At 70.4% G+C, this 22,892-nt stretch carries 20 protein-coding genes and 2 pseudogenes; 12 read left to right on the top strand and 10 right to left on the bottom strand.

The window, feature by feature from the left end; all coding sequences use genetic code 11:
• Nucleotides 1-57: 57 nt before the first annotated feature.
• A protein-coding gene (locus tag JNO44_RS31535) for an IS3 family transposase (RefSeq protein WP_205363243.1) occupies nt 58-1,238 on the top strand; the annotation gives its coding sequence in 2 pieces (ribosomal slippage) (nt 58-325 and nt 325-1,238; 1,182 coding nt in all).
• Between the two features lie 774 nt (nt 1,239-2,012).
• Nucleotides 2,013-3,413 carry an MGMT family protein gene (locus tag JNO44_RS31530; RefSeq protein WP_205367175.1) on the top strand — a complete coding sequence of 467 codons (1,401 nt, stop codon included), beginning with the start codon at nt 2,013-2,015 and terminating at the stop codon, nt 3,411-3,413.
• A 288-nt stretch (nt 3,414-3,701) separates the two neighbouring features.
• On the opposite strand, the gene JNO44_RS43840 is transcribed toward JNO44_RS31530, so the two are convergent.
• The 3 genes and pseudogenes from JNO44_RS43840 to JNO44_RS31520 form a co-directional block, all read right to left on the bottom strand.
• Nucleotides 3,702-4,223, bottom strand: coding sequence for a transposase (locus tag JNO44_RS43840; RefSeq protein WP_235094631.1), 522 nt, complete (start codon nt 4,221-4,223; stop codon nt 3,702-3,704).
• 89 nt (nt 4,224-4,312) lie between these two features.
• Nucleotides 4,313-4,663: pseudogene (locus JNO44_RS43835) on the bottom strand (helix-turn-helix domain-containing protein); the annotation flags it as partial.
• Between the two features lie 181 nt (nt 4,664-4,844).
• Complete coding sequence (locus JNO44_RS31520; protein ID WP_205367173.1) at nt 4,845-5,570, bottom strand: dienelactone hydrolase family protein; 726 nt, start codon at nt 5,568-5,570, stop codon at nt 4,845-4,847.
• Nucleotides 5,571-5,935: 365 nt separating this feature from the next.
• Here JNO44_RS31520 and JNO44_RS31515 point away from each other — a divergent pair, with 365 nt between their 5' ends.
• Entirely contained in the window at nt 5,936-6,325 is a 390-nt protein-coding gene (locus JNO44_RS31515; protein WP_205367171.1) for a cupin domain-containing protein, read from the top strand.
• Nucleotides 6,326-6,347: 22 nt separating this feature from the next.
• On the opposite strand, the pseudogene JNO44_RS31510 reads toward JNO44_RS31515, so the two are convergent.
• Nucleotides 6,348-7,215 (bottom strand): annotated as a pseudogene (locus tag JNO44_RS31510) (IS5 family transposase); the annotation flags it as partial.
• 45 nt (nt 7,216-7,260) lie between these two features.
• On the bottom strand, nt 7,261-8,055 hold the full coding sequence (locus JNO44_RS31505; protein ID WP_205367169.1) for a GbsR/MarR family transcriptional regulator: 795 nt from the start codon (nt 8,053-8,055) through the stop codon (nt 7,261-7,263).
• 265 nt (nt 8,056-8,320) lie between these two features.
• Here JNO44_RS31505 and JNO44_RS31500 point away from each other — a divergent pair, with 265 nt between their 5' ends.
• The gene (locus JNO44_RS31500) at nt 8,321-9,394 is read left to right on the top strand and encodes a serine hydrolase domain-containing protein (protein WP_205367142.1); all 1,074 of its coding nucleotides are present in this window, start codon (nt 8,321-8,323) and stop codon (nt 9,392-9,394) included.
• 470 nt (nt 9,395-9,864) lie between these two features.
• Here the strand turns inward: JNO44_RS31500 and JNO44_RS31495 are convergent, their stop codons facing one another.
• Complete coding sequence (locus tag JNO44_RS31495) at nt 9,865-10,869, bottom strand: DUF1259 domain-containing protein (protein ID WP_205367140.1); 1,005 nt, start codon at nt 10,867-10,869, stop codon at nt 9,865-9,867.
• Between the two features lie 181 nt (nt 10,870-11,050).
• On the opposite strand from JNO44_RS31495, the gene JNO44_RS31490 reads away from it, so the two are divergent.
• From JNO44_RS31490 to JNO44_RS31475, 4 genes are all read left to right on the top strand, one after another.
• Nucleotides 11,051-11,767, top strand: a complete 717-nt coding sequence (locus tag JNO44_RS31490; RefSeq protein WP_205367139.1) for a response regulator transcription factor — start codon at nt 11,051-11,053, stop codon at nt 11,765-11,767.
• Nucleotides 11,764-12,846 carry a sensor histidine kinase gene (locus tag JNO44_RS44565; protein ID WP_205367138.1) on the top strand — a complete coding sequence of 361 codons (1,083 nt, stop codon included), beginning with the start codon at nt 11,764-11,766 and terminating at the stop codon, nt 12,844-12,846. Before JNO44_RS31490 ends, JNO44_RS44565 begins: the two co-directional genes overlap by 4 nt.
• Before the next feature lie 95 nt (nt 12,847-12,941).
• The gene (locus JNO44_RS31480) at nt 12,942-13,316 is read left to right on the top strand and encodes a hypothetical protein (RefSeq protein ID WP_205367127.1); all 375 of its coding nucleotides are present in this window, start codon (nt 12,942-12,944) and stop codon (nt 13,314-13,316) included.
• Between the two features lie 23 nt (nt 13,317-13,339).
• Nucleotides 13,340-13,819 (top strand): chromate transporter, encoded by a 480-nt coding sequence (locus JNO44_RS31475; RefSeq protein WP_205367125.1) that lies wholly within the window; start codon nt 13,340-13,342, stop codon nt 13,817-13,819.
• Here the strand turns inward: JNO44_RS31475 and JNO44_RS31470 are convergent.
• Nucleotides 13,816-14,682 carry a class I SAM-dependent methyltransferase gene (locus JNO44_RS31470; RefSeq protein WP_205367123.1) on the bottom strand — a complete coding sequence of 289 codons (867 nt, stop codon included), beginning with the start codon at nt 14,680-14,682 and terminating at the stop codon, nt 13,816-13,818. The genes JNO44_RS31475 and JNO44_RS31470 overlap by 4 nt on opposite strands.
• Nucleotides 14,683-14,819: 137 nt before the next feature.
• Between JNO44_RS31470 and JNO44_RS31465 the strand changes: the two genes are divergently transcribed.
• Complete coding sequence (locus JNO44_RS31465) at nt 14,820-15,404, top strand: TetR/AcrR family transcriptional regulator (RefSeq protein ID WP_205367121.1); 585 nt, start codon at nt 14,820-14,822, stop codon at nt 15,402-15,404.
• On the opposite strand, the gene JNO44_RS31460 is transcribed toward JNO44_RS31465, so the two are convergent.
• Entirely contained in the window at nt 15,401-15,970 is a 570-nt protein-coding gene (locus JNO44_RS31460) for a methyltransferase family protein (RefSeq protein WP_240167734.1), read from the bottom strand. The genes JNO44_RS31465 and JNO44_RS31460 overlap by 4 nt on opposite strands.
• A gap of 490 nt (nt 15,971-16,460) precedes the next feature.
• Complete coding sequence (locus tag JNO44_RS31455; protein ID WP_205367109.1) at nt 16,461-17,618, bottom strand: acyl-CoA dehydrogenase family protein; 1,158 nt, start codon at nt 17,616-17,618, stop codon at nt 16,461-16,463.
• 171 nt (nt 17,619-17,789) lie between these two features.
• Here JNO44_RS31455 and JNO44_RS31450 point away from each other — a divergent pair, with 171 nt between their 5' ends.
• Nucleotides 17,790-19,397: an AMP-binding protein gene (locus tag JNO44_RS31450; RefSeq protein ID WP_205367099.1), complete on the top strand. Its 1,608-nt coding sequence runs from the start codon at nt 17,790-17,792 to the stop codon at nt 19,395-19,397.
• A 4-nt stretch (nt 19,398-19,401) separates the two neighbouring features.
• Nucleotides 19,402-20,271, top strand: a complete 870-nt coding sequence (locus JNO44_RS31445; protein ID WP_205367088.1) for a PaaX family transcriptional regulator — start codon at nt 19,402-19,404, stop codon at nt 20,269-20,271.
• Nucleotides 20,272-20,394: 123 nt separating this feature from the next.
• Here JNO44_RS31445 and JNO44_RS31440 read toward each other — a convergent pair whose 3' ends face one another.
• The gene (locus tag JNO44_RS31440) at nt 20,395-21,168 is read right to left on the bottom strand and encodes an HAD family hydrolase (RefSeq protein WP_240167733.1); all 774 of its coding nucleotides are present in this window, start codon (nt 21,166-21,168) and stop codon (nt 20,395-20,397) included.
• A 484-nt stretch (nt 21,169-21,652) separates the two neighbouring features.
• Here JNO44_RS31440 and JNO44_RS31435 point away from each other — a divergent pair, with 484 nt between their 5' ends.
• A complete protein-coding gene (locus tag JNO44_RS31435) occupies nt 21,653-22,306 on the top strand; it encodes a TetR/AcrR family transcriptional regulator (protein WP_205367086.1) in 654 nt (217 codons plus the stop codon).
• Nucleotides 22,307-22,892: the final 586 nt, after the last annotated feature.

Below are 22,892 nucleotides of genomic sequence, written 5' to 3'. Positions count from 1 at the left end.
TTGATCGTGGACACCCTGATCATTGGATTGTGATGATCCATAGGACAGGAGTTCCCGTTGGGGACGTCGAAGTACGCGCCTGAGTTCCGGGCTGATGCCGTCGCGCTGTACCACTCGAGGCCGGGTGGGACGTATGCGTCGGTGGCCAAGGACCTGGGCGTCAACCACGAGACGCTCCGCACCTGGGTGCGGGATGCCGAGCAGGCTGCCCAGCCCGGGGCCGTGGAGGCCACCGCGATGGAGAAGGAGAACCGGCAGCTGCGAGCGCGGGTCAAGGAACTCGAACTCGAGCGGGAGATCCTGCGGAGGGCCGCGAAGTATTTTGCGGCGGAGACCAGCTGGTGAGCAGCCGCTTCCAGTTCGTCGACGATCACCGTGACGCCTTCGGCGTCAAGCGGCTGTGCCGGATGCTGCAGGTCTCTCGGTCCGGCTTCTACCGGTGGCTGGCCGGCGCGGAAACGCGGGCCGGCCGGAGAAAGGCGGACGCCGAGCTCGCCGAGCGCATCGCCCGGATCCACCGGGAATCGGACGGCACCTACGGAGTCCCGCGCGTCACCGCCGAGCTGAAGGATGCTGGGAGGCCGGTCAACCACAAGCGTGTCGAGCGCGTCATGCGCAAGTTCCGCATCGTCGGGCTGCATTTGCGCAAGAAGGTGCGCACCACCATTCCCGAGCCCTCGGCGACGCCGGTGCCGGACCTGCTGCGGCGCGACTTCACCGCCCAGGCGCCGAACACCAAGTACGTGGGGGACATCACCTACCTCCCTGTTGGAAATGGCCAATTCCTTTATCTGGCAACGGTGTTGGACCTGCACTCGAAGCGGTTGGCAGGCTGGTCGATCGCCGACCACATGCGCACCTCCCTGGTCACCGACGCACTGAGGGCCGCCGCGGCGGCCCGTGGCACCGGCGGCCTGCGAGGGGCGATTTTCCACAGCGACAACGGGGCGCAATATGTGTCGAAGGAGTTCGCCCTGGTCTGCTCGGCGCTCGGCGTGACCAGGTCACGCGGCGCGGTGGGCACGAGCGCGGACAACGCCGCCGCGGAGAGCCTGAACGCGACCATGAAACGCGAGACGCTCCAGGGACGGAAGCGGTGGAACGGGGCCCGTGAGGCTCGCCTCGCGGTCTTTCGCTGGGCGACCCGCTACAACACCCGGCGACGGCACTCCCGCCTTGGCCAGATCAGCCCGATCGCCTACGAGCAGCGATCAACTACGCTGGCCACCGCCGCATGACAACCGGTGTCCACGATCAAGGGGAAAGCCCCGTCCGTCCGCAGCCGACGCGCTGCCATTCACCGCAGCAATGCACAGCCAGGCAAGGATCCTCAGACACCGCAGACAACCCACAAGCAGCCCTGCCACAACCGGTATGACGACCGCCGCGAGCCGCCGTGCCACTTCCGTGCCAGATCAGGCGGTACACAACGGTCACTGGAGGTCAAAAATCAGGTGCTCCGCCACCCGTCGAGGAATGTGTTTCCGCAGTTCAGAGGCAGACAAGGCCCCCTCTCACCACAGGATTCCCAAGCTCAGAGCGCGGGTTCGATTCCCGTCACCCGCTCCATACAGAAGCCCCAGGTCGGAGACCTGGGGCTTGTCCGTTGTTCCAGGCCATTTACGGGGCGCGTGCCATCCGCGTGCCGCGGCCGGCACGTGACAAGTGCTCCCCCTCTGTCCCCTGGGAGCCGTTTGGGAGCCGACTTGCTCCCCGAGCCCTCCCGGCACCACGCGAGGCCCACCGAGCCCAACGTCCTGACCAGGGGAAACACCAAACAGGCAGGTGCTGATCCTGCCCGAACCTCATTCGGGACGAAGAGGTCGTGGGTTCCCCCCCCAACCCCGGGTGACGTTGCCCCTGCCTCGGAACTGCCGGAAAGCCGACTTCAGAGGAGACCCCTCATCCCTCTGCGATCCGCCGCGAAGAACTCCCCGTAGTGCGCCCTGCACGTAGGCTCGGGGCGGCCGGCGTGAAAGTGCCGGGTCGATGGAATGGGGCAGGGGGACAGCGTGGATCATCTCTTCACCGTCGACGGGTGCTCGGCCACTCCTGTCCCCCCGACCGCGCTCGCCGCGGAAGGGCTTTTCGAACGGCAGCACCTTCAGGAGTGGGTGATCGAGCATCCGGCGGTGCTCGGCGAGGAGGTGCTCGTGATCACCTCCGAGTTCGATCGGTGGGCAGACATGGACGGCGTGCCCGCGCGGGACCGGCTGGACATCCTGGGTCTGGATGCCACGGGGCGTCTCGTGGTGGTCGAGCTGAAGCGGGGAACGGCGGACCGCGACGTACACCTGCAGGCGATCACCTACGCCGCTCTGGTGTCACGGTTCGACCTCGACACGTTGGCCCAGGCACACCGTGACTTCCTGAAGGGCAGGGGGGAGAGCCTCGAACTGGAAGCATGCCGACAGCGTCTGCTGGAGCATGTGGACGGGGACTGGAGCCAGGAGCTGCTCCAACGTCCCAGGCAGGTGATCATCGCCGCCGACTTCCCCAAACAGGTCACCCACACCGTGGTCTGGCTGTCGGAGATGAATCTCGACATCGACCTCGTCCAGGTGGGTCTCTGGAAGGTCCAGGACCAACTCGTCGCCGGCTTCACCAAGCTCTACCCCACCCCGGAAGTCGAGGAGTTCACCCTCGCACCGGCCCGGATCGAGACCAAGGCAGCAGCGCAGAAGCTGGAAGAGCGTTCGCGTGCCCGCAAGGCAGTGCACGTCCTCGTCGAGGCCGGCCTGTTGCCGGACGGGACCCGGATGCGGCTGGTGCTGAGACACGGCGTGACGGAATCCATCCGCGAGGCCATCCATGCGTGGGTGGGCGAGGACAGCAGTCGCGGGGCCGCCACGTGGAACAACGGCACCGCCAACCAGCTGACCTGGGAGGCCGACGGCAGGCCGTACTCACCAACCGGGCTGGCCAACCACATCTTCACCAGCGTGACCGGCCGCAAAGCCGAGGGGATACAGGGCACGACCTGGTGGGATGTCGACACGAGCCATGTCCCGGACACGGTTGATCCCGACGACTGGGCGGCGCTGGCGGGCCTCAGTCTGGTACGCCTGGCCAAGCAACTCAGCGGCTCCGGCAAGGACTGGACAACTCTCCACCGGCTGCTGGCCGCCCTGCCCTCCGGGCGGTGGACAACCTACGGGGACGTGGCGACCGCGGTCGGGAGCCACGCTGTCCCGATCGGCACTCACTTGTCCACCTGCGGCCAGTGCCCCAACGCATGGCGGGTTCTGAACGCTCGGGGACAAGTCAGCGCCGGATTCAAGTGGACCGACCCTACCCGCACGGACTCCCCCGCCGATCTCCTGGCGGCCGAGGGCGTCAGCTTCGACACGGGGACAGCGGACCCGAGCGCCCGCCTGCCCCTGGACGCCCTGAAGACCCTCCTCGACGGCTGATTCCGACCGCAGCGGAAGCGGCCGTCGAACCGCGGCGGTGGCCCTTGGCGGAGCCGGCCACTTGGGAGTCCCCTGGGACTTTTCTGGGACTTCCGGCTGCGTCAGCGCGCATGAACGTGAAACAACCGAAAGGGCATTCACGCAGGTCACCACTGCACGAGAGTCCGTCGTGCCAGGTCACCGGGCCGCCTGGTCTCTTCCGGGACATCTGATGTGCGGATGCCGCCGCACCTCGTCTGACCTGCTACTTACTGTAGTGGTCGAGTTCGTAAGTCCTTCGGGGGTTGATCACGCCGCCAGCGAGACGGAGGATTCTTCTCGGTGATCGGCGGTGTGCCGGTCGAGTCTGGCCAGCAGATCGTCCAGGTCGGAGGTGGTGAACTTCCACTGGAACGGCTGTGCTGTGGCGTTGTAGCGGTCTTCGAAAGCTCGGAGGTGGTCCTCGACTTGGGCAAGGTCGGTGAAATCGTTGGGCGTGACCACCTTGCGCTGGACGACGGAGAAGTAGATCTCCACCTGGTTCAGCCAGGAGGCGTGCACGGGGGTGTGGATCATCACCGCGTTCGGGAACGCCGCCGTGAGGCGGTCGGCGGCCTTCTGCCCGCGGTGGGAGGAGCCGTTGTCGACGATCCAGAACACTCGCTTGGCGCTCTTGTAGGGTTCCTGACTCATGACCTGGGTGACCAGGTTCATGAATGGGTCGATGCCGGTGCGCGGCTCGGTGCGGCCGGACACCTTGGACTGGTGGACGTCGTAGGCCGCGAGGTAGGCCAGGGCGCCGCCGCGTCCGTAGGTGTGGTTGTCGCGCATGGTGCGGGCCTGGCCCGGGGCGAGGGTGGGGTGGCAGCGGCAGCGGGCTGCTGCCAGGGCTTGAGCGCGTCGTCGGCCAGCCAGCGGCGCACGGTGGACGTCGACACGAACGCGGCGATGCCCCGCTGGGTGGCCTCATAGGCCAGTTCCGGGCATGACCAGCGCGACAGCGGCACTCCGCTCTCGGCGGGCAGCCGGCAGGCCAGTGCCTTGGCCTCGGCAACCTGCAGCGACGTGAACACCGGTGGGCGGCCGCAGCGTTGACGGTCTTTGAGCCCCGGCAAGCCCTGTTCGGCGAACCGGCCACGCCAGCGGCGCACGGTGTCCAGGTGCAACCCCGTCTCCTGGGCGATACGCACGTTGGAGCGTCCGCGCGCGGCGTGCAGCACCACCTGTGCACGCACCCGCAGCCGGTGCTCGGTCTTGTGGCCGTAGGCCATCGCCTTCGGTCGCGCGTTCGGCGGCACTCGGGGCTATCGGGCAGGCAGTGCGGAGGGGCATGGCGGGCGAGCCGATCGGCCGAAGTGGATCACTGGCAAGCCGCAGCCTTCCCCGCCCGCGTTGGCAGTGGAGCCCAGGCATCGCGGCGGTCACCGGGCGTCCGAGCTTGGACTGACCAGATCACTCCGTCACGGGCAGACATTCGGCGAGCAGGTCGACGACGTCGCGCCAGGCTCGCTGTGCGTGCCGTGGGTGGTAGCCGACGCCGGGGCGCACGGTGTGGTCGACCGACGGGTGGTGAAAGGCGTGAAGGGCGCCGCCGTAGACCGCGAGGCGCCAGTCGACGCCCGCGGCCTGCATCTCGGCGGTGAACGCCTCCCGCTGCGCGGGGGGCATGATCGGGTCTTCCGACCCGACCCCGGCCCATACCGGGCAGCGAATGCGCGCCGCCTCGCCCGGTCGGCCCGTGATCAGCCCGTTGACTGTCGCGATCGCGCGCAGGCTGACGCCGTCGCGCCCGAGTTCCAGCCCGACGGCGCCCCCGGTGCCGTAGCCGACGGCGGCTATCCGATCGGGGTCGGTCCGCGGTTCGGTGCGCAACACGTCGAGCGCCGCGTGGCCGATGCCCCGCATCCGGTCGGGGTCGGCGAGCAGCGGCATGCAACGAGCCATCATCTCCTCGGGGTCTTCCAAATAGCGTCCGCCGTGGAGGTCGAAGGCCAGCGCCACGTATCCCAGCTCGGCGAGAGCATCGGCCCGTCGGCGCTCGACGTCGCTGAGCCCCGTGCCCTCTGGTCCGAGCAGCACCGCGGGCCGGCGGTCGACACCGGCCGGCAGCGCGAGGTGCCCGATCATCGTCAGACCGTCGGCCGGGTACTGGACCGTGCGCGTGGTGATCGTCGTCATGAGACTGGACCGTAGTGATCGTCGAGTCCGATCGGGCCGGGTTTCGCCGCTGGCAGAACAGCGCTGGTGTCCCTCTGAAATGCGGCGGTGGCTCACAAGATCCGTCACAACTCCCGTTCCCACGGCAACACCTGCCCCGGCATCACGCACGACACAGGTTCCGGAGTCAACCCCCGAAGGATTTGCAGAGCCGACCACTTAGCGGGTCAGACGAGGTGCGGCGGCATCTCTGGGAATTCTCTGGGGCTTTGGACCCGCGGTGGGCTACGAGCCGCGCTCCACGGGCTCTGGCGACCGGCCGCGGCCAGTCCGTGCATCGAAAGCGCTGACTGCGAGTACAAGAGCGGCTGCTAGCGTTCGGCCACGTGAATGACAGCGTGTATGTGGGCAACGCGGGCAAGGACGCGGCACTGGACCGAGGGTGGCTCCTCGGGCACTTCAAGGACGTTGACGACCCGCGCCACAGCGAGGCCCTGGAGATCAAATGGGGCGTCCACCCCCGTGCCGATGCGCGATCGCAGTGGGTGAGGGGCGAGGAACGCACGGCTCTCCTGATTCTCATCAGCGGCCGCTTCCGCGTCGAACTACCCGGCCGCAGCGTCCTTCTGAAGGAGCAGGGTGATTACGTTGTGTGGGGGCGCGGAGTCGATCACTCATGGCTCGCGGAGGAAGAGTCGGTGGTACTGACTGTTCGCTGGCCGTCCGTGCCCGGCTATGCAGTGACTGAGAAGGACCAGGCGCAACTGCGGACTTGACACGAATGGGCAATGGATACCGCCACTCGTTGATGGCCGCGACGAGGACGGTCGCGTCGTAGCGGACCGCGAGTTTGTCGTAGCGCGTGGCGACGGCGGGGGGCCTCTTGAGGCGGTTGATCCCGCACTCGACCGCGTGGCGTTCCCGGTAGTCGACCGGGTCGAAATGTGGCGGCCGGCCACCGCGGGAGCCGAGCTTCTGGCGGTTGCGCGCCTGATCGGCTTTGTCCGGGATGGTGCAGCGGATCCCCCGGCGATGCAGGTAAGCGCGGTTCTTGCGGGAGGCGTACGCCTTGTCAGCACGCACCCGATCGGGACGGACGCGCGGCCGGCCCGTCCCGATGCGGGGCGCGCGGACCTCTCCAGCACGGGTTCGAACTGCGGCGAGTCCCCCGCTGCCCTGCTGTCACCACGATCGACATGGGCTTCTCGCCCTCCTCGACGGCCAGGTGCAGCTGGGTGGTGAACCCACCGCGGGAGCGCCCCAGTTCATGATCAAGGGGTTCGGTGAAGACACCGCCCGGCGGTTCCTTCTGCAGGTCACCCTGCTTCCGGGCCCCAGCCGCATGCTGATGAGCGCGACACACCGTGGAATCGACGCCCAGGTCCCACGTGGTCGCACCCTTCTCATCCGCCGGCGACTGGAGCCGGCTGAAGACCCTGTGCCAGGTGCCGTTCCGCTGCCATCGGCGGAACAGGTCGTAGACCCGGCCCCACGGCCCGTACTCGACGGGCACGTCCCGCCACGTCACACCCGTTCGGACTCGGAACCGTATGCCGTCGATCAACTGCCGCCGGGACCAGACGGGTGGTCGCCCCGCCTTCGTCCCCTTCGGCAGCAACGGCTCCAACACCACCCACTGTTCGTCCGTGAGATCTCCCCGCCCCATGAACCGTGATCATTCATGCTTCGTGATCCACTTTCGATACACGGCCTAGTCCAGGTCGTTGCCTCCATTGGCTTTGTTCGCCGGGTGCCGGTCCTGCGCCCGCTGGGGGCGGTCTGCGGTTCCAGAGCCCGCCCCGGCCGAGAAGACCTCTCGCCAGTGCTCGGCCGATGTGACCAGGTCTTGGCCGACATGGGTGAGGAACCGTCCCATGTCGGCGAGTCGGATGCCGGCGGGCGTGGTGGCGCCGAGTGTCCGGGCGCCTTGGTGGGCGGCCTCGGCGAGCAGTGCGTTGGTGTTGGCGCTGGCGAGCATGGCCCGGAACCAGACGTCGTCGTCGATGACGTAGCGTTCGTGGCGCTTTCCGGGGTCGCGTTCGCGCCGGATGAGTTCCTGCTCTTCCAGGTAGTGCACGGCCAGGGAGATCGATGCGGGGCTGACCCGGAGGCGCTGCACCAGTTCTGCCGCGGTGCGGCTGCCGGTGTCAGCGGCGTACAGGCAGCCGAGCAGTCTTGCTGCCATCCTCGGCAGTCCCGTCTGGACGAGCAGTGCGGTGAACTGTTCCTCGAAGTCGCGCACCACCTCCCGGTCGCGTCCGTGGGCGTCGGTCTCGGGCGGCGGCGCCGGTGTCGGGGCGGGTGTGCGGCGGCGGGCGCGCCGCTCGGTGGCCCGGTGCGCCCGGTCCGCCCGGTAGCCGGTGGGTCCGCCGTTGCGGGTGACCTCCCTGGTGATGGTCGAGGTCGGCCGGTCCAGGCCCCTGGCGATCTCGGCGTAGGCGAGCCCTTCGGCCAGTCCCTCCGCGATGCTCCGGCGTTCCTGGTGGCTGAGCCTGCCTCCTGGCATCGACGTTCTCCCCGTCTCGGTCTCTCTAGGTCCCGTCCGTCGATCAGTGTGCGTTCACATCCATCTCATTGCAACAGGCGAGGAACCGCAGTGCATTCAACGCCAAGGTCATTGCAACGATTTCAGGCTTTCTACCTGCATAAATGCGAAACATCGTCGATGCGGTTGTTGATTAAATATCGAACGCAACATAGCTTTCAGTGCGTACCGAACACCGATTGCGGCGCGGCTGACACCGCCTCGCGAACCCGAGAGGAACTACGTCATGCACAAGATCCAGGACGCTCTTGAGCAGGTCGTCGCCGAGGGGCTGCCCGGCATCGTTGCCGAGGTCCGCGACGGCGACCGAAGCTGGTTCGGCACGGCCGGGGTGGCCGACATCGAGACCGGGCGCGCACGCACCGAGGGCGAGCAGTTCCCCATCGGCAGCCTCACCAAGGCGTTCACCGCCACCGTGGTCTTCAAGCTCGTGGACGAACACCGGCTGCGTCTGGACGACACCGTGGAACAGTGGCTGCCCGGTCTGGTCCAGGGAAACGGCAACGACGGCAGCGTCATCACCGTCAGGCACCTGCTGCAGCAGACCAGCGGCATCGTCAACTACGCCTTCGACGACCCGGACATGATGGACCGCTACGTCACCACCGCGTACCTCACCCACCGCTTCGACAAGTGGACCCCCGAGCAGCTGATACAGATCGCCATGAAGTACCCGCCCTACTTCGCGCCGGGCACCGCCTTCCGCTACTCCAACGCCAACTACATGCTCCTCGGCCTGATCATCGAGCGGGCCAGCGGCTGCAGCTTCGCCGAGGAACTCTCCCGGCTGATCCTCCACCCGCTCGGCCTGACGGGGACCTACCTTCCTGGCACCCAGACCACCATCAGCGGGCCACACCCCCGGCTGTACACGAAACTGCCGGCCGGTGACCCCGACGCCAAGGTCTACGACGTGACCGAATGGGACTCGTCGCTGGGCTGGGCCGCCGGCGGCATCGTCTCCACCACCGGCGACCTCGGCCGCTTCTTCGGAGCCCTGCTCGGCGGCGAACTCTTCTCGCCCGCCCTGCAGGCCGAGATGTGGGCCACCGTCTCGACCGAAGGCGCGGGCTGGATCCCCGACACCAGGTACGGCATGGGCACCTTCGAGCAGACCTTGCCCAACGGCGTCACCGTCTTCGGCGGCGGTGGCGCACTCAACGGCTCCTGGACCTACGTGATGGGCACCCGCGACGGCAAGCGCCTGGTCGTCTGCAACGTGAACGGCGACTGGGACAACCCGATCGCCGCCTTCTTCAAGGTACTCGAAGCAGAATTCCTCCCCGCCGAAACTCGCTGACCCACGCCGTGGACGCCGGGCGGGCCGTCAATGGTCCGTACGACGTGGCCCGCGTACACGTCCACCTCGACGACCTGGCTCGCGCCGAGGTGGGCGATGAACAGCAGCCCGCGGTCGGAATCGAGGCTCGCGTAGTCGAAGCGGGAGCTGTCGCCGGGCAGGGTGATCTCGTTCACCGCGCGGAGCGGCAGCGCCACTTTGGACGGCTGGCCGCCGCGGGTGAGCAGTACGCGGCCACGACGGCGACGACAGCGAGGACCAGGCCCACGGTCAGAGCCGGCAGAGCGCAGGGGCTGAGGCGACGGATCTGTGCGGGCTTTCCCGAGGGTGGCGGTGAAGAGGCGCGGGCGGCCCGCCGCTGCCCGTGGGTGGCGAGCGGCGGCGGGACGGCCGGGTCGTTCAGTGCGGCGACGGTGAACACGGTGGCGAGGCCGACGGCGCCACACCGCAACCGATCCGGTCTCAGCCGGTCACGAAGCGGGCGCCGGCGAGGTTGTGTCCAGGGCCGGGCGCAGGGCCTTGGCCAGGGTGACTCCGTCGGCGGTGGCCCAGAAGTGCATGTAGAACAGGCGGGGTTGCTCGTCCAGGGAGTGGTTGTGGAGCTCGACGATGTCGATGTTGCCCTTGCGGAGCGCCTGGATGACCTTCTGCACCTCGGGGGCGGTCATGACGAAGTCGCCGTTGATGGCGGCCTTGTTGCCGCCAAGGGGCTGGAAGTTGATGCCGGTGGTCAGGCCGAGGGCGGGCGGGAGCACGTGCTCCCCGTCGTTGATGGTGTTCTTGCGGGCGATGGTGAACTTGTAGATGCCGCCGTCGGCGGTGCCCTTGCGGCCGAGTGCCTTGTCGATGCCGGCGGTGTCCAGTGCGATCGATGGCTGGGTGGCCGGGGGTGGCGAGGCGGGCGGGATGCCAGTCGCGTCCAGCACGGACTTCAGCCCCTTGGCGAGGGCCACCGGGTCGCCCATGGCGTGGATGTGCGTCCACCAGATCGCCGGGGACTGCTGGAGCAGGTGTTTGTGCAGGGCGGTCTGCTCGATGCCGGCGGCCTGCAGCGCGTCGGTGACCTTGGGCAGTTCGTCCTCGGTGACGACCAGGTCGCCCATGAGCATGGTCGTGTGCTTGTACTTGGCGAAGGCGGCGTAGCCGCCGAGCGACAGGCCCGGCTTGATGGTGACGCCCTCGGTGGTGACCTTGAGGTCCTTGCGGGGCAGTGGGACGCGGTAGACGGTGCCCTTCATCAGCGTTCCGGTACGGCCGAGGGCGTCGGCGACCGGCTTCCAGTCCGCCTCCTTGGTCTGCACGGGCTGCTGAAGGTGGTCGCTCTGGGAGGCGGCCTGCGCCGCGACCACGCTCGTACCGCCGGCGGAGTCGCTTCTCGTCTGGGTGGCGCAGCCTGCCAGCAGGCCGGCGCCCGTCACCAGGAGGAGCGCGGCCGTGGTCCCTGCGGCCGGCTTGGTGAGCGAACGGGGTGACATGACCACTCCTCGTCGAGATCGTTGTCGAGGTCGAAGGTGCCTGTGTGGCCAGCGAAGCCGCCCCGGATGAAGCTGGCATGAAGATCCACCCGCTCGGATGCCTTCATGCCACCTTCATCAGAGGCAAGGATCGTGAAAGGCACGACAACGTACGCGGCAGCGGCGGACGAGGGACGGTGCGATGCGGATCCTGGTGGTCGAGGACGAGCCCAAGATGCGGGACCTGCTGCGCCGGGCCCTGACCGAGGAGGGCTATGCCGTCGATGTGGCCGCCGACGGCCCACAGGCCCTCGCCCTCACCGACGTGGCCACCTACGACGCGATGGTGCTGGACGTGATGCTGCCCGGCCTGGACGGCTTCGAGGTCTGCGCGACCCTGCGCAGGCGCGGCATCTGGCTGCCCGTGCTGATGCTCACCGCCAAGGACGCAGTCGCCGACCGGGTGCGCGGCCTGGACGGCGGAGCGGACGACTACCTGACCAAACCGTTCAGCCTGGAGGAACTCTTCGCGCGACTGCGGGTGCTGATCCGCCATGGCCCGTTCGAGCGCCCGGCCACCCTCACGGCCGGCGACCTGTCACTGGACCCGGCCACTCGGACGGTGCGGCGCGGCGCCGAAGAGATCCCCCTGACCGGCAAGGAGTACGCCCTTCTCGAAGCCCTGCTGCGCCGCCCCGGCACCGTCCTGACTCGCGCCATGCTCGTCGAGCACTGTTGGGACCTGGGAACCAGTCCCGGCTCCAACGTCGTCGACGCCCACATCAAGGCCCTGCGCGACAAGATCGACCGCCCCTACGGCACCCGGGCCGTCGAGACCGTCCGCGGCGCCGGATACCGGATCCGCCGCGACGGCGGACGCACCACCACCCACCGCACGTCACGAACCCGCACGCCATGAACCGCATCCCGCTCCGCATCCGCCTCACCGCGATCTTCGCCGCCGTGATGGCCCTGGTCCTGGCCGGCGCCGGCTACCTCACCCTCAGCCGCTTCCGCGAGTCCCAGAGCGAATACGGCGCCGTCACCGGCATCGCCCGCCAGGCCCAGCAGGAAGCCCTCGACGACCTGGTGCGCGAACTGGTCACCGCCCTGCCGATCGTCCTCGTGCTGGCCACCCTCGGCGCCTACGTTCTCGCCGCCGCGGCGCTGCGCCCGGTGGAACGCATGCGCACCCAGGCCGCCGCCGTCACCGAGGACACCCCCGGCCACCGCCTCGACGTACCGCCCAGCCGCGACGAGATCGCCCGCCTCGCCACCACCCTCAACGACATGCTCACCCGCCTGCAGACCGCCCTGGACCACGAGCGGCTCTTCGTCGCCGACGCCAGCCACGAACTGCGCACCCCGCTCAGCCTGTTGCGCACCGAGATCGAACTCGCCCTTCGGCACCCCCGCGACGCCACCGAGCTACGCGCCGCCCTCGTCTCCGCGCACGAGGAGACCGAACGGCTCGTCCAGCTCTCCGAGGACCTGCTGCTCCTGGCCCGCACCGACCGCCGCGACACCACCCCCACCGGGTCGGCCGTGCCCGACCTGGCGCGGCTTCTGCATCGTGTGGCGGCCCGCCTGCGCAACGGCTCTCCCGGCAAGGCCGTCACCGTCGGCTGCCCCGACGGACTGACTGCCGCCGTCCCACACGACCGCCTGGAGCGGGCGGTGACGAACCTGATCCACAACGCCCAGCAGCACGGCCAGGGTCCCATGGAAGTGACAGCTCGGCCATACGAGAAGTCGGTCCGCATTGAGGTACGCGATCACGGCCCCGGCTTCCCGCCCGACTTCCTCCCGCACGCCTTCGACCGCTTCACCCAGGCCGACCGCTCCCGCGCCACCAGCGGAACCGGCCTCGGACTGGCCATCACCGCCGCCATCGCCCGCGCCGCCGGCGGCGGGTACGGCGCCTACAACCACCCCGACGGCGGCGCCGTCGTATGGATCGCCTTCCCCACCCTTCCACCGCCACCCAGGCCCGCTTGATGCACCCCAAGCACCAGGCAACCCTGGTTGCATTCAGCCGACTTGGCTTCACCCACCTCGTCCGACCATCCGCACGAGCCCCCCGGGATCACGCCATGGCCCTCGTCATCGCCTCGTCGCCCGAAACATTCAGCTCCGCCCACATCGCGCTGACCGCCGCCGTCACCGGCGCTCTCGCGCTGGCTGTGGCGGCCTGGCGGCTTCCCCGGAACGCATGGCCCGACATGGCCGCGGTCGCGGTGCTGTCCGCGGCCTCCGTCTACCTGTGGCGGACCTCGGCGAACATGACGCAGCTGAACACGGACGGCCTGCCGGGCTTCTCCGCCAACGACTGGGCCGCCCCCGTCCTCACGTACGTCTTCCTCAGCCTCTACGCCGACGTCCGCCCCTCGGCAGAACCACGCCGCTACGCCCAGACCCGGGCCCTCGCCACCCTCGCTTCGCTGGCGGTCAACGTCATCACCATCTGACAGGGCGACCAGCCGAGGGCCCATTGATCGAGAAGTGCAACCGTGGCGACAGTTCCCGCATACGCTCCGAGGACCCGTCGACGCCCGGCAGCACAGGCGACACCGAGACCCCCGCACGAGCCACGGCCACAGCAACGGGCGACCCGGGCTTCGCCACCGTGCTGCACTCCTTCCTGCGCCTGGGCACGCTCGGGTTCGGCGGGCCCATCGCCGTGGTCGGTTACATGCAGCGTGGCCTGGTGGAGAAGCGCGGCTGGATCGCCAAACAGGATTTCCTCAACGGCGTTGCCCTCGAACAGACCATGCCCGGCCCGCTGGCCGCGCAGGTCGCCATGTGGGTCGGCTACCTCAGGCGGGGCGTGCTCGGGGCAGCGGCAACCGCGCTCGCCTTCATCGCCCCGTCGTTCCTGATGGTCACCGCCGTCGCCGTCGCCTACGCCCACTACCCGGGCCTGAGGGTTCCTCTGGCCCACCCGGTGATCCCAACGAAACGGCCTGGCTAGGGCGCTTCTGACGGAACAGCCGGACGGTCCGCCGTGACCAGCCATGACGTGCTGCGCAGTCGGACCGCGCCGTCCGCCGCCTCGTGGTCGCGCAGACGGTCCGTCAGGGCGCGGTGGGCGCGGGCCCGTGCGGTCGCGTCGGCCTGCTCCATCAGGTGGCGACCGGGTCCCGTTCCCAGCAGGAACTCTGCCGCGTCCTCGGCTCCATGCCCCCATGTCCCGTACGCCTGCGACTGGTTGACGGTGACGCCGGTGAAGCCGGCCGCGGTGAGGACGTCGCGGATGCGATCCGGGGCGGCCAGCGAGAACATGCCGGGCAGCCCCGGCCGTCCGAAGTCGCCGACCGGCAGGAAGTCGCGCAGCGCTGCCACCGCCGTCACCCAGTCGTTGAGCGTGGCATCGGCCGGGCAGACGAATGCCAGGCGCCCGCCGGGGCGCAGCGCCCGGCAGACGTTGCCGAATGCCGCTACGGGGTCGGCGAAGAACATCACCCCGTAGCGGCTGATCGCCGCGTCGAACGCGCCCGCCTCGAAAGGGTGCGCCTGCGCGTCGCCTTGCGTGAAGGAGGCGTTGCCGATGCCCTCCTGCTCTGCGCGGGCCCGGGCCTCGGCCAGCATCGGGCCGGACAGGTCGAGGCCCAGCGCGCGCCCTTGGGGCGCCCGGAGCGCCGCCAGGCGCGTGGTCTGCCCGGAGCCGCAGCCGAGGTCGAGAGTCTGGTGGTCCCCGGTGATTCCGGCGGCGTCGAGGAGCGGCTCGTTGAAGCCCTCGTTCACGGCGTTCCAGCGGTCCTGGTGACGGGCCCAGTGGACTCCTTCGGGACCGTTCCATGCCTGCGCCTGCTCGGTGTTGACGATGTCCGGCACGGGTGCCTCCTGTGGTGGACGACGGAGAATGGGCATGCGCCCAAACAGTATGGGCGCATGCCCAAACTGGCAATCCCCGATACCATCCAAGAAGTTGGCCCCATAGGGCGACGGAGGCAGAACGGAAGAGAGAGCCCATGTCACCGCGTGGAGTGACGACGCCGGACGTACGCGAACGGCTGTTCGCGGCCGCTGAGCGCGTCGTCGAAAGGGATGGGCCCGGCGCGCTCACCAGCAGGTCCGTCACGACCGAAGCAGGCTGCGCCAAGGGGCTGTTGCACGCGCACTTCGCGGGGTTCGACGAGTTCGTGGCCGAGCTCTGTCTCGACCGGTTCGCGCGGACGGCGGCACAGGCACAGGAACTGTCGGGGCTCACCGGTCAGGGCACGGTGGCACGGAACCTTGAGGCCGTCGCCCTCGCGCTGTTCGACTCCGGCGGTCCCGCCATCTCGGGCCTGGCCATGACCCGCCCCGCCGCCACAGCGCGCATCCGCGAGGCCCTGGAAGGCGGGGCGGCCGGCTTCACCGCGATCCAAGAGGCCATCACCGGCTATCTGAAGGCCGAGCGGGGACTTGGCCGGGTGGCCGAGACCGTCGACCCGGCCACGGTGGCCCTTGCCGTCGTCGGCACCGCCCACCACCTCCTGATGACCAGTTGGCCGGGCACGCCTGACCCGCGCCCCTCTATGACGCGTCTGGTGGGCGCGCTGGTGGGCGGCTAGTCAGGAGTCGTACGGTGGCAACCGTCACGCTGCCTGAAAGGCGTGCGTCCTCTGGTCGAAGTGCGTGGACACGGCTCGGTAGTGTGCGACCGGTTGATCAACCACTCGACTTCTTTCCTGCGGGCACAGTGTGCCGGGCCACCCGCCAGCCGCGTAAACAACGCTGCAAGTTCCTCGCTGCGGGCCAGTCGGATGTACACGTAGACCAGGATCGGGAACATGATCAGGGTGGGGAGGGTGGGCCACTGGAGCAGGAACCCGATCATGACCAGGAGCAGGCCGTCGTACTGCGGGTGCCGGACGCGGGCGTAGGGGCCGGTGGTGGCCAGGGCGTCGTGCTGGACGGCGGTGTGCAGGACGCGCCAGGCGGCGGCGATCAGCCAGAAGCCGCCGCCGATGGCGACGTAGCTGGCGAGGTGGAACGGGCTCAGGTGGGGGTCGCCTCTCCAGCCGGTCAGGTCGTTCCACAAGTGCCCGCCGGCGTGGGCGTTCTTCAGCAGCGGGAACCGGCTGCCCGCGGCGTCGGTCTCAGCACCGCACAACCCGTAGGCCCCGCCAGATCTCACGGGGCCCACTGCCGACCGAGATCAGTCGCGATGATGGCCCGAACCCAACGAAGAAGGGGCACACCAGGAGGTCCTCCCCGCGCAGGCGGCGTGGCCCGCAGTCGATGTGCCGCTTCTCGCTGACGTACCCGTTCTCCCCGTTGCAGGCGGGAGTCGTTCGAGGAGCACGCGCTGCCGTTCGTTCACGGGAGACCACCGACGTACGAGACCCGCCCACACCGCACCCCCTCACCCTGCATGGAGCCGAATGAGTGGCCGTCGGCACGGGGAGTCCCCCGGGACTTTTCTGGGACTCCCGGCTGCATCAACGGGCACGAGCGTGAAACAACCGCAAGGGCATGAGTGCAGGTCAGCGCCCCGCAGCCAGCCATCGCCGCAGGTCACCGGGCTGCCTGGTCCCTTCCGGGACATCTGAACATCCGCCAGACGATCGGCGGGCGGACCGGCGCACGGGTCCGGACCGGTGGTGGCGCGGCCCGGCCGGCGTCGGTCAGGTGTCGACGACCGTCGGGCGTCGGTCGGCGTTGCGGTACAACTCCTTGGCGATGAGGGAGCGTTGGACCTCCGTGGCGCCCTCGTAGATGCGGGGGGCGCGGACCTCGCGGTAGAGGTGTTCCAGGAGGTGGCCGCGGCGCAGGGCGCGGGCGCCGTGGATCTGGACGGCGGCGTCGACGACGTACTGGGCGGTCTCGGTGGCCAGGAGCTTGGCCATCGCCGCGCGGCGGGCGATGTCCGGGGCGCCGCGGTCGTAGGCGGCGGCCGCCGCGTAGACCAGGAGCCGGGCGGCCTCGACGCGGGTGGCCATCTCGGCGAGCCGGTGGCCGACGGACTGGAGGTCCTTGAGCGGCCCGCCGAACGCGGTGCGCGTACCGGCGTGCACCAGCGCGGCGTCCAGCGCGGCCTGCGCCATGCCGACCGCGAACGCGCCCACGCTCGGCCGGAAGAGGTTCAGGCTGCGCATCGCCACCCCGAACCCGCCGCCCACTTCGCCGAGCACGTCGGCGCCGGTCACCGGGGTGCCGTCGAAGACCAGAGTGCCGATCGGGTGCGGGCTGAGCATGTCCAGCGGCTCGCCGCCCAGCCCCGGGCGGTCGGCGGGGACGAGGAAGGCGGTGATGCCGCGGGCCCCGTCGGCGCCGCCGGTGCGGGCGAAGACCGTGGCGAAGTCGGCCTCGGGGGCGTTGGAGATCCAGCACTTCTCGCCGGACAGCCGCCAGCGGCCGGGGCCGTCGGGCTCGGCGGCCAGCGCGAGCGCCGCGGCGTCCGAACCCGCGCCCGGCTCGCTCAGCGCGAAGGCCGCGACCGCCCGGCCGGCGGTCACCTCCGGCAGCCAGCGGGCCCGTTGGGCGTCCGTCCCGGACTGCACGATCGGGCAGGTCCCCAACCCCTGGAGCGCCAGGGCGGTCTCCGCCTCCGTGCACTCCTGGGCCAGCGACTCCCGCAGCAGGCACAGGTCCAGCGCCCGCGGGCTACCGCCGTCGGGGAAGAGCCGCGCCAGCAGGCCCAGTTCGCCGAGGGCGGCGACCAGCGGGCGGTTGACCCGGCCCGGTTGCCCCTCCTCCGCCAGGGGACGCAACCGTTCGGCCGTCCGGGCGCGCAGCCGGGCGCACCATTCCTGTTCCTCCGGTCCCAGCGCGAATGCGGTCACGAGGCGGCTCCCCTGGTAGCGGTACCGGACGCGGCGACGGCCCGCACGGCCGGCTATCGCGGTCTGTTGACTGCCGTCACGAAGACGTTACGCTGACGAGGACCCGTACGGCAGTCCTCCACCCCTCCCCGGCCGCCCGGCGGCCCTCCGGCGCAAGGGGGCACACCCCGCATGGAGCTACGGTCCTCGGCCCACACCGACACCTTCACCCGCGACCGGCTGCCACCGCCCGAGCAGTGGCCGCACCTCACCGACCTGGGCTATCCCGACCGGCTGAACTGCGGCGCGGAACTCCTCGACGGCACCATCGCCCGGCTGGGCCCGGACCGGCCCGCGCTCCGCGACGCACACGGCCTGGTGTGGTCCTACGGGGAGCTGCGGGCGCGGGTGGACGCGCTCGCCCGGCAGCTCACCGACCGGCTCGGCGTCGTACCCGGCAACCGCGTGCTGCTGCGCGGCCCCACCACGCCCTGGCTGGCCGCCTGCTGGCTCGCCGTCATGAAGGCCGGCGCGGTGGCGGTGACCGTCCTGGCCGCGCACCGGCCGGACGAACTCGCCACCTTCTGCCGGATCGCCCGGGTACGGCACGCGCTGTGCGACGCCGCCGCGGTCGCCGATCTGGACCGGGCGAAGGTCCCGGGGCTGCGGATCGCGACGTTCGGCGGGGACGGCCCGGACGACCTGACGCGGTGCGCCCGGCCCGACGGCGCGCCGTACCGGGCGGTGCCGACCGCCGCCGACGACGTCGCGCTGATCGCCTTCACCTCGGGCACCACCGGCCACCCCAAGGGGTGCCTGCACTTCCACCGCGATGTGCTCGCCATGGCCGACACCTTCTCGGCGCAGGTGCTCCGGCCGCGACCGGACGACGTGTTCGCCGGCAGTCCGCCGCTCGGCTTCACCTTCGGGCTCGGCGGGCTGGTCGTCTTCCCGCTGCGCGCCGGCGCCTCGGCGTACCTGGCCGACTGGGGCGGGCCGGAACGGCTGCTCGGCGACATCGCGGCCCACCGGATCTCGGTGCTGTTCACCGCCCCGACCGCCTACCGGACGATGTTGGCGCACCTCGACGGGCACGACCTCGGCTCGCTGCGCCGCTGTGTGTCCGCCGGCGAGAACCTGCCCGCCGCGACCTGGCGGTCCTGGTACGAGGCCACCGGCCTGCGAATCATCAACGGCATCGGCGCCACCGAGATGTTGCACATCTTCCTGTCCGCCGCCGACGAGGCGATCCGCCCGGGGACGACGGGGCTGCCGGTGCCCGGCTTCGAGGCGCGCGTGGTGGGCCCGGACGGCCGCCCGGTGCCGGACGGCGAACCGGGGCTGCTGGCGGTCCGCGGCCCGACCGGCTGCCGCTACCTGGCCGACGCCCGGCAGACCGCCTACGTCCGCGACGGCTGGAACCTCACCGGCGACACCTACGTACGGGACCGGGACGGCTACTTCCGCTACGTGGCCCGCGCGGACGACATGATCATCTCGGCCGGGTACAACATCGCCGGCCCCGAGGTGGAGGACGCCCTGCTGCGGCACCCGGACGTCACCGAGGCGGCGGTGGTCGGGCGGCCCGACGCGGAGCGCGGCCAGGTGGTCGTCGCCCATGTGGTGCTGCGGGACGGCGTACCGCCCGGGGCGGAGACCGTCGCCGCGCTGCGGACGTTCGTCAAAGCCGAGATAGCGCCCTACAAGTGCCCGCGCGAGGTGGTCTTCCACCGCGCGCTGCCCCGCACCCCGACCGGCAAGCTCCAGCGCTTCCGGCTGCGCGACCGCGATCTAGAGTGAACCGGTGAGCGACGAGCAAGCCCAGCACACCCCGCGGTCCCTGATCGTCACCTTCTACGGGGCCTACGGACGCGGCACCACGGAAGGCTCCGGCGGTGCGCCCGGCCCGGTGCCGGTGGCCGCACTGATCCGGCTGCTCGGCGTGCTCGGCGTGGATCCGCCGTCGGTGCGCTCGGCGGTCTCCCGGCTCAAGCGACGTGGACTGCTGATCCCGGAGCGCACCCCCGCGGGCGCCGCGGCGTACGGGCTCTCCGACGCGGGCCGCCAGTTGCTGGAGGACGGCGACCGCCGGATATTCGGCCGGCCGGCCGGCTCGCCGGAGGGATGGGTCCTGGCCGTCTTCTCCGTCCCCGAGGAGGAGCGGCACAAGCGCCATCTGCTGCGCTCCCGGCTGGCCCGGCTGGGCTTCGGCACCGCGGCACCCGGTGTGTGGATCGCCCCCGCCCATCTCTACGAGGAGACCCGGCACACCCTGGAACGACTGCAACTGGCCGACTACGTCGACCTGTTCACCGGCACCCACGCCGGTTTCACGCCCACCGCGCGGGCCGTGGCGCGCTGGTGGGACCTGGACGCGCTCGCCGCCGGGCACCGCGCCTTCCTGACCGCACACGAACCGGTCCTGTCCCGCTGGACCCGACGCCGCTCGCTGCCCCCCGAGCCGGCCTACCGCGACTACCTGCTCGCCCTGGACGCCTGGCGCCGCCTGCCCTATGCGGATCCCGGTCTGCCCCCGGCCCTCCTGCCGGAGGACTGGCCAGGCAGCCGCGCGGCGGAGGTCTTCGCCCGGCTGCACGACAAACTGTGGGCGGCGGGCGCCCGTTATGTGGGCGAGGCGACGGACGGGTCGTACCGCACCCGGAACACCGGCTGAACTCCCCCGCTCCCGGCACCGCCAGGAGCGGGAGCACGCCCGCGTCCCCATCCGCCCGTCGCCCTCACCGCCGGCCCGCGGCCCCGTTCCCGTGGGCCGCGGGCACTCCCCGTGCCCCCTGTGTCAGCGTCGCCGCTGCTGCGCTCCCACCGGGACGGCGGCGGCTCGGCGCTGCCGGACGACCGGACCGGCGGCGGACGCCGGGCGCGGCCGGGCGGCGGCGATCACCGACACGACGTCCTTGAAGGAGCTGCACATCCGCGTCCCGGCGACCGCGGCGAGCTCACCGAACGTTCCGCTGCCGTAGGTGACCGCGACCGGCTCCATGCGCGCGGTCACCGCCATCCTCATGTCCCCGACGGTGTCCCCCACATACGCGCTCTGCCAGGCCGGGACACCCAGCCGGCCGGCCGCGCGCAGCACCATCTCCGGGTGCGGCTTGCCGCGCCGGACCATGTCCTGCCCGATGACCGGGCCGACCAGGTCGCGGATGCCCATCACATCGAGCAGCGCCTCGGCGCTGCCGGTGGTCTTGGAGGTGGCGACGGCCAGTTCGACGCCGTGGGCGCGCAGCGCGGACAGACCGGCCGTCACTCCCGGGTAGAGCAGCTGCGGACCCTGGCACAGGACCTCGTAGGAGAACAGCTCCCGGTAGCGGGTGATGGCGGCCTGCACCCGGCCGTCGTCCTCGGGCCGGCCCAGCAGCCGCCCGAACGCGGCGGACGGGGGCTTGCCGATGGCCGCGGCCGCCTGCCGCGCGGTCACCGAACAGCCCTGCTCCGCGGCAACCTTGACCAGCAGCTTGCTGATCGCGGGCAGGGTGTTGGCGAGAGTGCCGTCCAGATCGAAGACGGCGGCCCTGAGCGTTTCGCCACCGGCGCTCCGCGCGCCTCTCACAGGACGTTCGCCGACTTCCATTGATACGCGCATGGATGGGGACCTTTCCGGTTTCCGATGGGTGCGGGGGCTCGGGTGACTGTGCGGGCTCAGCTGGTCGGGCGGGCCTGCGGTCGACGACTGTGGCGGCGGAGTCGGTCTCGCCGGGCGCACCGTTGTCCAAGGGCGGTACGCGACCCGTCGAAGCGGCGGCATCGGGAGGGATCGTCCCGTTTACCGCCTCCGGAGATTTAAAAACCGCCTGCGCTGTTTGTCAATGCGCCTTAGCCCCTCCCTGACGCTCGACAAGCATTCCCCGCCCGGCCAGACTGAACGCGCCGGAGCCCAGGCGTCCGCCATTCAGGTCCGAACCAAAGGCAAACGATCACTTCTCGACAGAGACGGGGGGATCTGGCCGATTCCCTTCGGCGTAGCGAACCGCGCGGTTGGTTTTCTTTGTAGACTACGTTCACGTTGCAGTCGTACGAGAGACGGGACGGACACCGTGCCCACGCAGCATCGCGCCATCCAGAGCCGTCAGGCGCTCATCCGCTCGGCCGCAGAGACCTTCCTGGAAAAGGGAGTGCCCGCCGCGGGCATGGTCGAGATCAGTCGACGGGCCCGCCTCAGCAAGGGCGCCCTCTACTTCCACTTCACATCCAAGGACGACCTGACCCTTGCGGTACGGGACGCCGCCCTGGCCACGCTCAACGAGATCGAGGAGGGCTTCCAACGCTCCCCCGAGCCGCTGACCGTCGCCGTCCGGGACTTCACGGTCGAGCTGTTCGACCGGGTGCAGTCGGACGCGGTGCTGCGCGCCGGGCTCCGGCTGCGCCCGGAGACCGCACCCGGTCTGGACATCCACGCCCTGGAGCAGCGCTGGTACGCGCTCTTCCTCGACAAGGCGGTCACCTGCGGCACCGGTGAACCGGTCGGCGTCGGGGGCGGGCTCACCGGACCGCACCCCTCCGACGCCGAACCCCGGCGCACCGCCCAGCTGTTGACGTCGATCGTGGTGGGGCTGCTGCACCTCGGCGGCGGGGACCAGACATGGTGGGACGCGGAGGCGGTCACCGGACTGTGGGGCCTGCTGCCGACCGTCTGCGGACGGGTCACGACCGCCGACATCCCCGCGCCGGCGCAGGTCCCGGCCGGCTGACCGTCCCGCGGCGACCGGCGGTCCGCGCCGCACCCCGGCTCCGTGCCGGCCTCCCCACCCGACCAGGACCGCCCCCAGACACCCCCCGAGTGAGCGCCGGAGCACTCTGACGCCCGCTCACCCCACCGGCGGCTCGCACGAGAAAACGAGCCAGCCGTACCGCAGCCCTCGGCCGCCTCCACGGCCCCTTCCGCCGGCAGCCCGGGGTACGCGCACGCCCGCAGCCGCGCGGCACCCCGCGGCACGCGAGGGCCCGCCCCCTTCGTCGTCGGCCGTGAACTCCCGCCTGCCGCACGGGCGGTGAAAGCGTTCACGGACGTGAGGGCACCGCCGGAAGCCTCGGTCGGCCACGCCCGCGGGGCCCCGGCGACCGCCGCGACGGCGGCCGCGCAGCACCGCCCCCGACCCGATCCACCGCACTCGGCGGCATCTTGGCGACGACGTGAATGTGACGGGCCGTCGTAACGGGCCGTCATATCCGGATCCCGGCACAACGGTCGTGCGTACTCCGGCTGTCGGCATCGCGGACTCCCGCATACCGCACAGTTGGCTTCCTTATGATGCGCCAAGAGATCGCGCGACCACG

The organism is Streptomyces noursei (assembly GCF_016917755.1).
Lineage (GTDB): Bacteria > Actinomycetota > Actinomycetes > Streptomycetales > Streptomycetaceae > Streptomyces > Streptomyces yunnanensis.
Note: the sequence above shows the minus strand (reverse complement) of the source record. Positions and strands in the feature narration are given on the sequence as shown.

Bases quoted from the DNA above. Each gene is read 5' to 3' on its own strand.
- JNO44_RS43840 (WP_235094631.1), bottom strand. From the start codon at position 4,223: ATGCGCGACAACCACACCTACGGACGCGGCGGCGCCCTGGCCTACCTC.
- JNO44_RS31520 (WP_205367173.1), bottom strand. From the start codon at position 5,570: ATGACGACGATCACCACGCGCACGGTCCAGTACCCGGCCGACGGTCTG.
- JNO44_RS31505 (WP_205367169.1), bottom strand. From the start codon at position 8,055: ATGCCAGGAGGCAGGCTCAGCCACCAGGAACGCCGGAGCATCGCGGAG.
- JNO44_RS31500 (WP_205367142.1), top strand. From the start codon at position 8,321: ATGCACAAGATCCAGGACGCTCTTGAGCAGGTCGTCGCCGAGGGGCTG.
- JNO44_RS31495 (WP_205367140.1), bottom strand. From the start codon at position 10,869: ATGTCACCCCGTTCGCTCACCAAGCCGGCCGCAGGGACCACGGCCGCG.
- JNO44_RS31490 (WP_205367139.1), top strand. From the start codon at position 11,051: ATGCGGATCCTGGTGGTCGAGGACGAGCCCAAGATGCGGGACCTGCTG.
- JNO44_RS44565 (WP_205367138.1), top strand. From the start codon at position 11,764: ATGAACCGCATCCCGCTCCGCATCCGCCTCACCGCGATCTTCGCCGCC.
- JNO44_RS31480 (WP_205367127.1), top strand. From the start codon at position 12,942: ATGGCCCTCGTCATCGCCTCGTCGCCCGAAACATTCAGCTCCGCCCAC.
- JNO44_RS31465 (WP_205367121.1), top strand. From the start codon at position 14,820: ATGTCACCGCGTGGAGTGACGACGCCGGACGTACGCGAACGGCTGTTC.
- JNO44_RS31450 (WP_205367099.1), top strand. From the start codon at position 17,790: ATGGAGCTACGGTCCTCGGCCCACACCGACACCTTCACCCGCGACCGG.